This is a genomic window from Pseudomonas sp. BN102 (assembly GCF_029871245.1).
Classification (GTDB): Bacteria; Pseudomonadota; Gammaproteobacteria; order Pseudomonadales; family Pseudomonadaceae; genus Metapseudomonas.
Genome location: NZ_SSON01000072.1, coordinates 57,144 through 69,966, shown reverse-complemented (window position 1 = coordinate 69,966; position 12,823 = coordinate 57,144). Strand labels below are relative to the sequence as shown.

The 12,823-nt window shown below is 64.7% G+C and carries 11 protein-coding genes; 6 read left to right on the top strand and 5 right to left on the bottom strand.

Annotated elements, in window-relative coordinates:
- Positions 1-9: 9 nt before the first annotated feature.
- Positions 10-357: an NADH:ubiquinone oxidoreductase gene (locus tag E8F12_RS18660; RefSeq protein ID WP_280326695.1), complete on the bottom strand. Its 348-nt coding sequence runs from the start codon at positions 355-357 to the stop codon at positions 10-12.
- Between the two features lie 78 nt (positions 358-435).
- Here E8F12_RS18660 and E8F12_RS18655 point away from each other — a divergent pair, with 78 nt between their 5' ends.
- On the top strand, positions 436-1,401 hold the full coding sequence (locus E8F12_RS18655) for a CobW-like GTP-binding protein (RefSeq protein ID WP_280326694.1): 966 nt from the start codon (positions 436-438) through the stop codon (positions 1,399-1,401).
- Between the two features lie 295 nt (positions 1,402-1,696).
- On the opposite strand, the gene E8F12_RS18650 is transcribed toward E8F12_RS18655, so the two are convergent.
- From E8F12_RS18650 to E8F12_RS18640, 3 genes are all read right to left on the bottom strand, one after another.
- Positions 1,697-3,004, bottom strand: a complete 1,308-nt coding sequence (locus E8F12_RS18650; protein WP_280326693.1) for an MFS transporter — start codon at positions 3,002-3,004, stop codon at positions 1,697-1,699.
- A 300-nt stretch (positions 3,005-3,304) separates the two neighbouring features.
- Positions 3,305-4,645, bottom strand: coding sequence for a sigma-54 dependent transcriptional regulator (locus E8F12_RS18645; RefSeq protein WP_280326692.1), 1,341 nt, complete (start codon positions 4,643-4,645; stop codon positions 3,305-3,307).
- A gap of 2 nt (positions 4,646-4,647) precedes the next feature.
- Positions 4,648-6,402 (bottom strand): ATP-binding protein, encoded by a 1,755-nt coding sequence (locus E8F12_RS18640; RefSeq protein WP_280326691.1) that lies wholly within the window; start codon positions 6,400-6,402, stop codon positions 4,648-4,650.
- A 112-nt stretch (positions 6,403-6,514) separates the two neighbouring features.
- On the opposite strand from E8F12_RS18640, the gene E8F12_RS18635 reads away from it, so the two are divergent.
- The gene (locus tag E8F12_RS18635; RefSeq protein ID WP_280326690.1) at positions 6,515-7,393 is read left to right on the top strand and encodes an alpha/beta hydrolase; all 879 of its coding nucleotides are present in this window, start codon (positions 6,515-6,517) and stop codon (positions 7,391-7,393) included.
- Positions 7,394-7,575: 182 nt separating this feature from the next.
- On the opposite strand, the gene E8F12_RS18630 is transcribed toward E8F12_RS18635, so the two are convergent.
- Positions 7,576-7,980: a DUF3301 domain-containing protein gene (locus E8F12_RS18630; protein WP_280326689.1), complete on the bottom strand. Its 405-nt coding sequence runs from the start codon at positions 7,978-7,980 to the stop codon at positions 7,576-7,578.
- Between the two features lie 230 nt (positions 7,981-8,210).
- Here E8F12_RS18630 and E8F12_RS18625 point away from each other — a divergent pair, with 230 nt between their 5' ends.
- The 4 genes from E8F12_RS18625 to E8F12_RS18610 all read left to right on the top strand — a co-directional run bounded on the left by E8F12_RS18625 (position 8,211) and on the right by E8F12_RS18610 (position 12,292).
- Positions 8,211-8,594 (top strand): DUF2946 domain-containing protein, encoded by a 384-nt coding sequence (locus tag E8F12_RS18625; RefSeq protein ID WP_280326688.1) that lies wholly within the window; start codon positions 8,211-8,213, stop codon positions 8,592-8,594.
- A 91-nt stretch (positions 8,595-8,685) separates the two neighbouring features.
- Positions 8,686-10,059: a PepSY domain-containing protein gene (locus E8F12_RS18620; RefSeq protein ID WP_280326687.1), complete on the top strand. Its 1,374-nt coding sequence runs from the start codon at positions 8,686-8,688 to the stop codon at positions 10,057-10,059.
- A 70-nt stretch (positions 10,060-10,129) separates the two neighbouring features.
- A complete protein-coding gene (locus E8F12_RS18615; RefSeq protein WP_280326686.1) occupies positions 10,130-10,600 on the top strand; it encodes a copper chaperone PCu(A)C in 471 nt (156 codons plus the stop codon).
- A 291-nt stretch (positions 10,601-10,891) separates the two neighbouring features.
- A complete protein-coding gene (locus tag E8F12_RS18610; protein ID WP_280326685.1) occupies positions 10,892-12,292 on the top strand; it encodes a mannan-binding lectin in 1,401 nt (466 codons plus the stop codon).
- Positions 12,293-12,823: the final 531 nt, after the last annotated feature.

Sequence of the window (12,823 nt, the reverse complement as noted above, 5' to 3'; positions counted from 1 at the left end):
GTGGGGGCGCTACTCCCACTTGCCCTGGCTCTGTGCCTCGCAGAAGGGTTTGAGGTAACGCGCATCGCTGGCCACGCCGTAGTAGTGGATATCCTGGCGATAGGGCTGGTTGCTGACCTTGGCGTTGCGGCAGACGCCGAAGGCGCCGGCTGGGCAGTTATCCACAAAAGCCACTTCCACCTTCTGCCCCTGCATCTGCGGCTGGCAGAAACCTTCGCGAAACAGCTGCGTCGGAATGCTACGGTTTTCCTGGCAGAGCTTCACTTCCAGACGTTCGCCCTGGCTGTGCACCACGCAGGCTTCGGCGTGGGCTTCGACGGACAGCAACAGCAGCGCGGGTAGTAACCAGGCACGCATGGGAGGTCTCCAGGCAATGAAGGACGCGACTCTAGCACGGCGCTTTCCTGGCCGGCTGTGAAGCAGCACCATAGGTCCATGCTTACTCATATCCCTACCCATCTGATCGCCGGGCCCCTGGGCGCCGGCAAGACCAGCCTGATCCGCCAGCTGCTGGCGCAGCGGCCCGACCATGAACGCTGGGCGGTGCTGATCAACGAATTTGGCCAGATCGGCTTGGACGCCGCCCTGCTGACCAGTAGTGACGACGGCATCAGCCTCGCCGAAGTGGCGGGCGGCTGCGTTTGCTGCGTCAACGGCGCGCCCTTCCAGGTCGGCCTGGCCCGTCTACTGCGCAAGGCGCGGCCGGACCGGCTACTGATTGAGCCCTCCGGACTCGGACATCCGGTCGAGCTACTGCGACAGCTCCGCGAACCGCCCTGGGAGGGCGTTTTGGCGCTACAGCCAAGCGTCGTGGTGCTGGACGCGGCGGCGCTGGCTACGGGCCAGCCCCTGCCGGACAGCCAGCGGGAGGCACTTTCTGGTGCTGGCCTTGTGCTACTGAATAAGTCGGAAAACCTCGATTTGTCCACATGTGAACAACTTTCCGCGCAATTGCCTGCCTCCAACGTGCTGTGGACGACACAGGGCAGGCTCGATATCGAGAAGCTTCCAGGCATTCATTCACACTCTGGAAAAACTGTTGATATCGACAAGTTACCAACAGGTGTGGATAAACATCCGGCTCTGTGGAGGAATCCGGCTGAACCGATCTGCCAAATTCAGGCCGGTAACGAAGGTTGGAGCATCGGTTGGCGTTGGCATCCGAGCCAGCAGCTCGAGCTGGTGCGCGTGCAGCTGTGGCTCGCCGGCTTGCCCTGGCGCCGCGCCAAGCTGGTGCTGCGGACCAATGCCGGCTGGCTCTCGGGCAATGCCCTGGATGGCGCGCCGATCCATTGGCAGGCCAGCGAATGGCGCAAGGATTCGCGTCTGGAGCTGATCTTCGCCGGGCCTCAGGACGAAGCCGCGCTGACGGCGGGGATGGAAGCCTGCCGGCTGGAGTGAGAGGAGCGACTCCGGCTTCCCGGCTGATGCTGCGACGCGCGCAGGGGCGAACTCATTCAGAACGTTGGCCGAACGGCTACGTCGGGGCTGGAGGTGCGTGCTTTCCTGTAGGGGCGAATTCATTCGCCAAGGGCGGCGGAGCTGCCCCCTGACAGGGTGAAGGGCGAACCTGCGGTCCGCTTGGCGATTGAAATCGCCCCTACAAGGGCTGTTCCCTCGCGCCGATCCAATCTACCCACCAACGAAAACGGGCCCTGAAGGGCCCGTTGTAATGAAGGCGCGGTTCAGCGCTCGATCATTCCTGGTTCATCCGCGAATGGGTGCGGGTGTCCTTCATGAACACGTACACCAGCAGCGAGCAGGCGATGCAGGCGGTGACGTACCAGTAGAAGCCGCTTTCCATGCCGATGCTCTTGAACCACAGCGCCACGTACTCGGCGGTGCCGCCGAAAATGGATACGGTCAGTGCGTAGGGCAGGCCCACGCCCAGGGCGCGGATCTCGGTGGGGAAGAGCTCGGCCTTCACCACGGCATTGATCGAGGTGTAGCCGCTGACGATGATCAGCGCCGCCATGATCAGGAAGAACGCGCCCCACCAGGTCTCGATGCTATGCAGGGTGCTGAGGATCGGGTAGGTGAACAGGGTGCCCATCACGCCGAAGGCGATCAGGATCGGGCGCCGGCCGATCTTGTCGGAAAGCGCGCCGACAATGGGCTGCAGCAGCATGAAGAGGAACAGGGTGGCGGCCGAGATCATGGTCGAGTCGCCCTTGCTCATGCCCACGGTGTTCACCAGGTACTTCTGCATGTAGGTGGTGTAGGTGTAGAAGGCCAGGGTGCCGCCCATGGTCAGGCCGACCACGGTGAACACTTCCTTGGGATGGCGCATCAGGGTGCGCAGCAGGCTTTCCTTGGGCTTGTCCTTCTTCTTGGTGAAGGAATCGGTTTCTTCCATGCCGCGACGCAGGAACATGGCAACCACCGCGCACAGGGCGCCGATCACGAAGGGTACACGCCAGCCCCAGCTTTCCAGCTGCTCGGTGGTCAGGGTCTGCTGCAGGACGATCAGTACCGCCAGGGCGATGAGCTGGCCGGAGATCAGGGTCACGTACTGGAAGCTGGAGAAGAAGCCGCGTTGCTCCTTGGTCGCCATCTCCGACAGGTAGGTGGCGGAGGTGCCGTATTCACCGCCGACCGAGAGACCCTGCAGCAGACGCGCTACCACCAGCATTACCGGCGCGGCGACGCCGATGGTCTCGTAGCTGGGGGTCAGGGCGATGATCAGCGAGCCGAAGCACATCAGCAGGACCGAGGCCAGCAGAGCCGCCTTGCGGCCCTTGCGGTCGGCGTAGATGCCCATCAGCCAGCCGCCGATGGGGCGCATCAGGAAGCCCACGGCGAAGATCGCAGCGGTGTTGAGCAACTGGGCAGTCATGTCGCCCTGGGGGAAGAAGGCCTTGGCGAAGTACAGCGAGAAGGCGGCGTATACGTACCAGTCGTACCACTCCACCAGGTTGCCGACCGAGCCACTGAAAATGGACTTGATGCGTTGCGATGTCGTGCGGGGTGCTGCAGAGGCAGTCAGGGTGCTGGAGCTATCCATCATCTTTCCTCGACGCGTAGTTGTTGTTGTGGGCGCGGCTTTGAGGCTGCGCTTGTGCACCACGCACATAGCAGGAGCTGTGCCAGGGGAGGAAAGGCGCGGAATAGAGGGGTTACGTTGGAATCACGTAGGAAATATGCGCGGAATCCTGCCGATGCCGGACAGGCGATGAGCAAGATTCCGCTGATGCCGGGCGCTTCTGTAGGTTGGTGCCGAGCCTGCGAGGCCCAACGATGAACCTATGCCGGGATTGTTGGGCTTCGCTTCGCTCAGCGCCAACCTACGACAGCGTTTGCGAACTCAATCATCCTCGCCGCGCAGGAATTCGCTGCGCGCCAGGCCATGGCGCTGCATCTTCTCGTTGAGGGTGCGGCGCGGCAGTTGCAACAGGGTCATCACCGCCTTGATATCGCCCTGGCTGCGCGCCAGGGCCTGGCGCAGGCATTGCGCCTCGTAGGCTTCCATCAGTTCGGCCAGCGAGGGCTCGCCTTCGCCCCGTTCCGCCGCACTTGTGGATAACCCCAGCACATGGCGCTCGGCGGCATTGGCCAGCTCGCGGACGTTGCCCGGCCAACCGTGGGCCAGCAGCTGCGCCAGTTCGGCGGGGGTCAGGGAAGGCTGCGGCCGGCCCAGGCGCTCGCTGGCTTGCCGAGCGAAATGCTCGAACAGCAGCGGGATGTCCTCGCGCCGCTCGCGCAGGGCCGGCAGCTGCAGCTCGGCCACGTTCAGCCGGTAGAGCAGGTCCTCGCGGAAGCGTCCGGCGCGCACCTCCTCGCGCAGGTCCGGCTTGGTGGCGGCGACCACGCGGATATCCACGGTGATGCTCTGGTTCGAGCCGAGACGCTCCAGGCGCTGTTCCTGCAGCACACGCAACAGCTTCACCTGCTGTGCGAGGGGCATGCTTTCGATTTCGTCGAGGAACAGGGTGCCGCCGTGGGCGTGTTCGATCTTGCCGATTCGTTTGCCCTGGGCGCCGGTGAAGGCTCCGCTTTCATGGCCGAACAGCTCGCTCTCGAAGAGATTCTCCGGAATGGCCGCGCAGTTCAGTGCCACGAAGGGCCTTTCCGCGCGCGGGCCGAAGTCGTGCAGGCAGCGCGCGACCATTTCCTTGCCGCTGCCGGTTTCCCCGCGCAGCAGGGTATTCACCGGGGTGCGGGCCAGCTCCAGGACCTGGCGGCGCAATTGCAGCATGGGCCGGGAGACGCCAAGCAGGCGGCCGTCGAGCTGGTCCTTGAGGTCGACCTGGACCCGCAGGCGGCGGTTCTCCTGTACCAGGCGGCGTTTTTCCAGGGCGCGGCGCAGGCTGTCCAGTAGCCGCTCGGCGGTGAAGGGCTTTTCGATGAAGTCATAGGCGCCCAGGCGCATGGCCTCCACTGCCTGCGGCACGTCACCGTGGCCGGTAACCATCAGGAAGGGCAGCTCGCGGTCGATGGCCTGCACGGCCTGGAGCAGGGCCATCCCATCCATGCCGGGCATGCGCAGGTCGCTGATGACCACGCCCGGGAAGTCGGCGTCGAGGCGCTTCAGGCAGCCTTCGGCGCTGGATTCCACCTGCACCTCGAAGCCGGAAAGCTCAAGCCACTCGCGTACGGCTTCGCGGATGGCCGCCTCGTCGTCGACGAAGATCACCTGGGCTGTCATGGCTATTCCTCTCTGGCTTTGTCCACGGGCAGGCGCAGGCTGAATACGGCGCCTTCGCCCTGGTTGGCGGCGGCAAGGCTACCACCCAGTTCATGGACGATGGCGTAGGACACCGCCAGTCCGATCCCCAGGCCGGCACCCGCCGGCTTGGTGGTGAAGAAGGGATCGAAGACCCGCGGCAGGTCCTCTTCGGCGATGCCTCCGCCATTGTCGGCGACACTCAGCAGCCAGTGGCCAGCCTCCCTCTGCAGGGTTATCCACAAGCGCGGAGCCGGCTTGTCCGCCACGGCATCCAGGGCATTGCGCAGCAGGTTGACCAGCACCTGTTCCAGGCGGATGGCATCCCCCGAGACCCAGGCGGGTATACAGAGCTCCTGGCTGATTTCGACTTTCGCGTCGCGCAGGTTGGGCGCCAGCAGTTGCAGGGATTTATCCACAACGCTGCCGAGCTCCAGGCATTCGCGCAGCCCGCCGGGGGTCTTGCGCGCATAGGTCTTGAGGTGGCCGGTGAGAGCCGCCATGCGCTGCAGCAGTTCGTCATGCCGCGAGAGGGCCTTGCGCGCCTGCTCCAGCTGGCCGTTGTCGAGCATCAGCCGCAGGCTGGCCAGGTGCATCTGCAGGGCGGTCAATGGCTGGTTGATCTCGTGGGCCAGGGCGGCGGACATCTGCCCCAGGGCGGCTAGCTTGGCGGCCTGGATCAACCCGTCCTGGGCTGTGCGCAAGGCGGCAGTACGTTGCTCGACCAATTGCTCCAGTTCCTCCCGACTGCGCTGGCGAATGCGCGCCAGCCGCCAGCGCTGGTGCAGGAACAGGGCGAGGAAGAACAGCGCCAGCCAGGCGCCGGCGGCGGCCAGGCTGGCGTTGCGCGCGCTGCTGGCGGCCTCTTGTGGGGCGCGCAGCAGGTGCAGCGTCCAGCCTTCGCTGGGCAGGGGAAGGCTTTCCCAGAGGTAGTCGGCGCGGCCGCCGGGCCCCTCGACCCGGGCCAGCCTGCTGCCCTCGCCAAAATCCTGCAGTGTGCTGTGGATAAGTGGCGCCAGGGGCTGCTTGTCGTATTGGCGGGTGGCGGCCATCTCGGCGCGCCCCTCGGCGGAGATGGGCTGAAGTTCACGGTAGCGCCAGCCCGGCTGGTTGGCGATGAACACCACGCCGCGGGCGTCGCTGACCAGGATGATATCCGGGCGCTGGCCCCATTCCTGCTCCAGCTCGGGGAACTCTAGCTTCACCACGATGGCGCCGATGAACTCGTCCTTCCCGCCGCGCACTGCGCTAGCGAGGAAGTAGCCGGGAATGCCGCTGGTCACGCCTACCGCATAGAAGCGTCCGCTACCGTGGCTGCGGGCTTCGGCGAAGTAGGGGCGGAAGCCGTAATTGTGGCCGACGAAGCTGGTGGGTAAGCGCCAGTTGCTGGCGGCCACCGCCAGGCCATCGCGGTCCAGAAGCTCGAGGGTGGTGGAGCCGGCGGCGCGGTTCATCTGCTCCAGCTTGAGGTTGAGCTGTGTCTGCTCGCTGTTATCCACAGACCCCTGGAGGGTGGCGCGCACTTCCGGGTCCAGCGCCAGCACGGCGGGAAGGGCACGGAAGCGGTCGATCAGGGTGCGCAAGCTGCCGGCGTAGAGCGTCAGCTGCTCGCGGGCCTGCTCGCCTTCGTCGCGCAGGGCCTGGCGCTCGGCCTGGCGGCCGGACAGGTGCATCGCCAGGAACAGCCCGGCGAGCAGCAGCAGGATCAGCAGGACGATGCGCAGCGGGCGGGGAATCAAGGCGTGAAATCCGTGGTTCGAAGGCGTCGACGATAGCACGGCTGGCCCGGCCCCCCTGCTCTGGAGGCATGGCAGCAGATACACTGCGCCCAGTCTTTTCGAGGCACGTTCGATGCAATTGATTCCCTGGTCCCACTCGACTTCCGCCGGTTTTACCCTGCGCGGCTGGCATAGCCCGGCCTCCGGCAAACCCTTGCTGCACTTCCTCCATGGCAACGGCTTCTGCGGCCGCGCCTATACGCCGTTGCTGCAGCGGCTGGCTGAGGATTTCGATCTCTGGCTGTGCGACGTCCAGGGCCACGGCGACAGCGACCATGGCGGCCGCTTCCTCGGCTGGAACCGCAACGCCGAGCTGGCGGTGGAGGCATTCGAAGTGGGGCGTGGGCAGTTCGGCGGGGTGCCACGGCTGGCCGTCGGCCACAGCTTCGGTGGGGTCCTGACCAGCCTGGTCCTGGCCCGGCATCCAGAGTTGTTCAGCCGCGCCGTATTGCTCGATCCGGTGATCTTCACCCCGGCCATGGTGGGCGTGATGGCCTTCTCCGAGGTGCTCGGCCTGCACCGGCGCACGACCATGGCCACTCGGGCGCGGGCCCGGCGCAATCACTGGGCCGACCGTCAAGCTGTCTGGAACGGCCTGCATGGCCGCGGCATCTTCAAGGGGTGGACCGAGGAAGCCTTGCAGGCCTACGTGGACCATGCCCTCAAGACTGTGGATAACGGTGTCGAGCTCAAGTGCCGGCCGAGCCGCGAGGCGGAGATCTTCAGTTCCTTTCCCAAGCGTCTGTGGCCATCCCTTGGGCGGATCACCGCCTCGACCCTGATCCTCCACGGCCAGCACAGTTACCCCTTCGTCGCCAAGTCGGTGGCGCGCCTGACTGCCCTCAACGGCCATGTCAGCGCCCAGGTGGTGGAGGGCGGTCACTGTTTCATGCAGGAATTTCCCCAGGTCAGCGCCGAGCGCACGGCAGACTTCCTGCTGCGCCGGGCGTGAGCCATCGGGTCGCGAAGCCGTCTGGCTGGCGCTTTCCGAGCTCTGGCTGGATTGCAAGCTGGATGGCGCGAGCCTCGACCACCTGGCGAAGCCACTGCACGCCAGCGGTTATCCACAAAGTTCGACTCTTGCGCGAGAAAGGCATTTGAACAGGCTGGTCGCCGGAAAGCGGCAGAGCGGGTTCAGTCCACCCGGCGCTGTTCATCCGGCTTCGGATGGTTACGCCGCCACTCGGTCATGTGGATAACCTTGCCCTCATGTTGGGGCTGGGCCTGGAAGGGGTGGGCTTCGAGGTCGATGCGGCCGAGGTAGTTGCCGAACATCTGGATGCTGCCGGTCAGGCGCTGCTCGCCGGTGACGGTGAATTCGAAGTCGTAGATGCGCGCCAGGCGGCGATTGCCCTTGCCATCCCGTACCAGGGCCAGGCGGCGAAACGCGACGTTGCCATCCAGCAACTCCACATCGAGGCGCGCGCAGTGCTGCTTGGCCAGCGCCAGGGCGCGCTCGCGCACACCATGGCCGCGCCACAACCAGGCCGCACCGGTGGCGAACAACATCAGCAGGAAAACGTCAGCCAGGCTCAGCATGATGACTCCGGAAACATAGGACCAAGCTTAACCCATCCGCAGAGGATTTCAGCTGGCCGGATAGACGCGGATTCGCACAGACTGACGGCCCCGCCTCCGTCCCGTTACCGAACGGTGCGAAAACCGGTGTTTCCGGCCCTGCGGCCTTCTGTCCCAGCGGCTAGGCTTCTACCCAAGCAGGCGTCTGGCTAGCATAGGCGCCCTTCGTTCCACCGACCCGGACCCCTCCTGTGATCTACGGCAGAGCACGACAACGCGGCGCCTGGCTTGGCCTAATGGCCATGCTGCTGCTGTTTGTCGGCCCCCTGGTTTCCCAGGCCCAGGGCATAGGGCAACCCGGTGTGCCGGCCTGGATGGGCGAGTTGGCCTGCTCCACGGAAGACGGTGCCTCTAGCCTGCAACCGGCCATGCCCGGTCACGAGCTGTCCTGGGCGAAGTGCGGCTACTGCACCCTGCTGTTCAACTCGCCCGCCCTGAGCCCGGCCGCGCTGCACGGACTGGCCCTTGGCGACCTCGCCAGCCCGCAAGCGGCACCCGCGCCACAGGCCGGCCATGCCGCGCAGACGGTGTTTCCCGGCGCCCTGACCCGCGCGCCCCCCACCGCGCTTTCCTGATCCCACGCAATTTCCCTTCCGCATCTTGCATAGCGCCGGCCGATTCCGCCGCGCGCGTGCGCGGATCATTGGCTCATCAGGGAGCACGACAATGTCCAAGAGCACTGTCTCCTTCTACAACCTGGCGTGGCGCTGGCACTTCTACGCCGGACTCTTCGTCATCCCCTTCATGATCATGCTGGCGGTCACCGGCAGCATCTACCTGTTCAAGCCACAGTTGGACAACCTGCTCTACAGCGACCTGATGCAGGTTCGCCCCAGCACCCGGGCGCTCACGGCTGACCAGCAGCTGGAAAAGGTCCGCCAGGCCTACCCGCAAGCGGCCGTCAGCCAGTACCTGCCACCGGCGGATGCAGGGCGCAGCGCGCAGTTCGTGGTCAGCCTCGACGGCCGCAAGACCAACCTCTTCCTCGACCCCTACAGCGGCCAGGTGCTGGGCACCCAGGATGCGGAGAACAATCTGCAGGCGATCTCTCGTTCGCTGCATGGCACGCTGCTGATCGGCACAGTTGGCGACCGCCTGATCGAGCTGGCCGCCGGTTGGGCCATTGTCCTGGTGGTCTCCGGGCTCTACCTCTGGTGGCCGAGCGGCCAGTCCATGCGCGGCGTTTTCTGGCCGCGCCTGGCCAATCGCGGGCGTCTGTTCTGGCGCGACCTGCATGCGGTGACCGGCTTCTGGGGGTCGCTGCTGCTGCTGTTCATGTTGCTCACCGGCATGACCTGGACGGGCTTCTGGGGCGAGAAATTCGCCGATGTCTGGAACCGCTTTCCGGCCGCCATGTGGAACGAGGTGCCCAAGTCCGAGCAACAGGCCCGCAGCCTCAACACTGCCGCCGACCAGACCGTGGCCTGGGCTGTGGAAAACACGCCGTTGCCGGTGTCCGACCCGCATGCCGCGCACAAGGGCCACGGCACTTCGGCCATGACCGCGAGCGCCAGCCAGATGAGCTTGCAGCAGGTGGTGGACACGGCCCGTGAACGTGGGGTGGTGCCGGGTTACAGCATCACCCTGCCGGCCGACGAGAAGGGTGTCTTCAGCATCGCCGTGTTCGCCGACGACCCGCGCAACGACGCCACCCTGCACCTGGACCAGTACAGCGGCAAGGTGCTGGCCGACATCCGCTGGCAGGACTACGGCCTGGTGGCCAAAAGCGTGGAAATGGGCGTGGTGCTGCACGAAGGCAAATTCTTCGGCCTGCTCAACCAGCTGCTGATGTTCGGCGTCTGCCTGCTGATCCTGCTCAGTGCCGTGAGCGGCCTGGTGATGTGGTGGAAGCGCCGCCCGCAGGGCAGCCTCGGTGTGCCGCCGCTGCGGCACGACCTGCCGTTGTGGAAAACCGCGGTGGTGATCATGATCGGCCTCGGCATCGCCTTCCCGCTGGTGGGAATGTCCCTGCTGGCGGTCTGGGCGTTGGACTGGCTGGTGCTGTCGCGCATCGGCGGCAGCAAGGTGGTTGCGGGCTAGCTCGCAAATGGAGAGCAATCGGCGCCTGCCGGGAGTGGGCGCCAGACAATCGAACGAATGGAGTTCACATATGCGCAAGACACTGCTGGCCCTGGGGGCCCTGCTGAGCTGTTCCGGCACCCTGGCCGCCCATGACAACAACCTCGGCTCGCTGCACATCGAGCATCCCTGGGCGATGGCGGTACCCGCGGTGTCGCCCAATGGCGCCGCCTACCTGGTTATCCACAACAAGGGCGAGCAGGCCGACAAGCTGCTTGGCGCCAACACCGCCCGCGCTGGCAAGACCGAGATCCACGAGCATTTGCACAAGGACGGCCTGATGAAGATGCAGCAGGTCGAAGGTGGCCTGGACATCCCCGCCGGTGGCGAGGTGCGGCTGGAGCAGGGCGGCTATCACCTGATGATGTTCGGCCTCAAGCAGCCGCTGAACGATGGCGACAAGTTCCCCCTGACCCTGCATTTCCAGAAGGCCGGTGACCTGGAAGTGGAAATCCATGTGCAGAAGCAGGCGCCAGGCGGCGCCAATGAGCACCAACACTGAGGTTATGCACAGGACTCGGCCGGCGCTTTCGCGGCCGAGTTCTGCCTGCTTCGTCCGCTGACGGTAGGAGCATGTTATCCACAATGGCCGTTCGGCGGCCCGGTTTGCCGGTGATTACCGGGTCTTCTAGCCTCAATCCATCGCAAGGAGCACCCGCCGGCAGGAAGCCCGTCCCCGCGAATCAATCATCTGCCCCTCTGTTTCTTGACGATGCGCAGCATCGGGCCAAGGGCTTTCCGCATGCCGTGGAGCCCGGATGGCCCGCGCCCTGATGAGACAAGGAGAGGGAAGATGAAGGGTTCAAGGACATTCCGCGTCGCCTGGTTGTTCCTGTTGTCGCTGCTCCTCGCCGGCCCGCTGCTGCCTTCCGGGCAGGCGCATGCGGCTACGCCCGCCTGTATGGCCGAGCAGAACTGGATCAGCAGCCCCGCCCCACCCAGCGAAATACCCGAAGGCAGCAACGCCGACTTCTGCGACTTCTATCAGTTCGCCTGGCAATGGTTCTTCCAACTGGTCAGCCCATCGCAGAGCGACCCGAGCCTGCGCAACTTCCAGGTCAACTCCAACTACCCGGTGCTACAGGCTACTGGCACCAATTCCTGCGACCCCGCCAAGCAGGCCGAAGTGATGTTCGTCCGTCGGGAGAAATCCCCCGCCGCCGATACGCCTTTCACCCTGCCGGACCGCACGGGCCAGGCCGGCGGCGGTGACACCATCTTCGATCAGGCCGGCAACGTGGTGTTCTACGAGATCCGCTTCAGCCAGAGCCTGTGCAATGTGCCGCAGATCCAGAGCGCACTTAACTTTCCGGCCGGCACCACCGAGCTGAAGACCGCCTGGCGCATCATCACCCAGGCCGAGCAGCCCAGTTATTTCTGGATAGAAGCGGATGTGGACGGCGTGCCGGGCACCGAACTGCTCGGTCTGGTCGGCTTCCACATGGCGATCGCCACGGCACTGCATCCGGAGTTCATCTGGGCCACCTTCGAGCACCGCAGTAATGTGCCGGAATGCAGCAACCCAGGTACCGCGCCGCCCAGCGGCTGGTCCTTTACCAGCGCCACCTGTGCTGTGGATAACCCGCCATCCACCTGCAATATCAACAAGGCCGCGCCCAGTCCCAACCTGACCGGCACGCCTTCGGAAATCTGCCGGGTCTACCACGACGGCACCGACCCCTCCGATCACGAGGCGGCCGACAACATCGCCGATATCGACAGCCTGAACAGCCAGCTGCAGGGCTTCCTGACCGCGCTGCCGGGCGACAGCCCCATGGCCGTCTGGCAGAACTATATGAACGTCGGCGCCCTCTGGGAGAACGATGTCACCCAGCCCTCTTCCACCTTTTCCAACCAGCGCGGGTCCATGCGCCTGGCCAACTCGGTGATGGAAACCACCTTCCAGTATGTGGATCCGACCCAGTCCTTCATCTCCAACTGCTTCGGGTGCCACAACTTCAACGGCAGCGGGAAGAGCAACACCATTCCCTGGGCTTCGCTCAGCCACATCTTCGACGACGTGATGAAGGGCCAGTGCAGCTCGCCCTCCGACGTGCAGGCCGGGCCCATTTTCAACAATACCCAGGCCGCCGAAGTCTGCCCGAAAGTCTGCAACAGCCAGGGTGGCTGGAATGGGAACTGGAAGACCACAGAACCGGGGACCATGTCCGTCTGCGGTTGTTGCGGTGGATAACCACAGGCTACAGCGGCTGCGCAGAAACTGACCAGTCTGGCAAAGGCCCCGCCATCCCTGGCCTGCAGCGTTGACCGCACAGTTTGTCCACAGCCTGCTGCACAGATTCTGTGTGCAGCAGGCAGACTATCTTGTTGAATTTGCTCGAAAAACACCCAGAATCCCGCAGCCCGCGGCTTCTCTGGCCCCTGGCCATTCATGGACAATTTATCCACAAGGTCTTCCACTATTATTGGGCACAAGGCGGGAATAAACGGTCACGGCCTGTGGGTTACTTGGTCGGCGCTGCAGGGCTGAGTAGTCTTTCGCCAGTGAATTGGCCCCACGGGGGGGAGAGGTCGCTCAGGTTGTGCACAGGGAGCTGGCTGCGTTACTGGGTTGGATGGAAAGTGATCAGTTCACTGAAAACCACGGTCGGCGGGCCTTGCAGCATTGGTCGCACAGGTTGTCCACAGATGGCTGCACAGATAATGTGCGGAAGTGCGCTCACAAGTGCTTGAAATAGAACGAAAAATGCACAAGTGACGAAGA

Coding starts and splice junctions, on each gene's coding strand:
- E8F12_RS18660 (WP_280326695.1), bottom strand. CDS start 357: ATGCGTGCCTGGTTACTACCCGCGCTGCTGTTGCTGTCCGTCGAAGCC.
- E8F12_RS18655 (WP_280326694.1), top strand. CDS start 436: ATGCTTACTCATATCCCTACCCATCTGATCGCCGGGCCCCTGGGCGCC.
- E8F12_RS18650 (WP_280326693.1), bottom strand. CDS start 3,004: ATGGATAGCTCCAGCACCCTGACTGCCTCTGCAGCACCCCGCACGACA.
- E8F12_RS18645 (WP_280326692.1), bottom strand. CDS start 4,645: ATGACAGCCCAGGTGATCTTCGTCGACGACGAGGCGGCCATCCGCGAA.
- E8F12_RS18635 (WP_280326690.1), top strand. CDS start 6,515: ATGCAATTGATTCCCTGGTCCCACTCGACTTCCGCCGGTTTTACCCTG.
- E8F12_RS18630 (WP_280326689.1), bottom strand. CDS start 7,980: ATGCTGAGCCTGGCTGACGTTTTCCTGCTGATGTTGTTCGCCACCGGT.
- E8F12_RS18620 (WP_280326687.1), top strand. CDS start 8,686: ATGTCCAAGAGCACTGTCTCCTTCTACAACCTGGCGTGGCGCTGGCAC.
- E8F12_RS18615 (WP_280326686.1), top strand. CDS start 10,130: ATGCGCAAGACACTGCTGGCCCTGGGGGCCCTGCTGAGCTGTTCCGGC.
- E8F12_RS18610 (WP_280326685.1), top strand. CDS start 10,892: ATGAAGGGTTCAAGGACATTCCGCGTCGCCTGGTTGTTCCTGTTGTCG.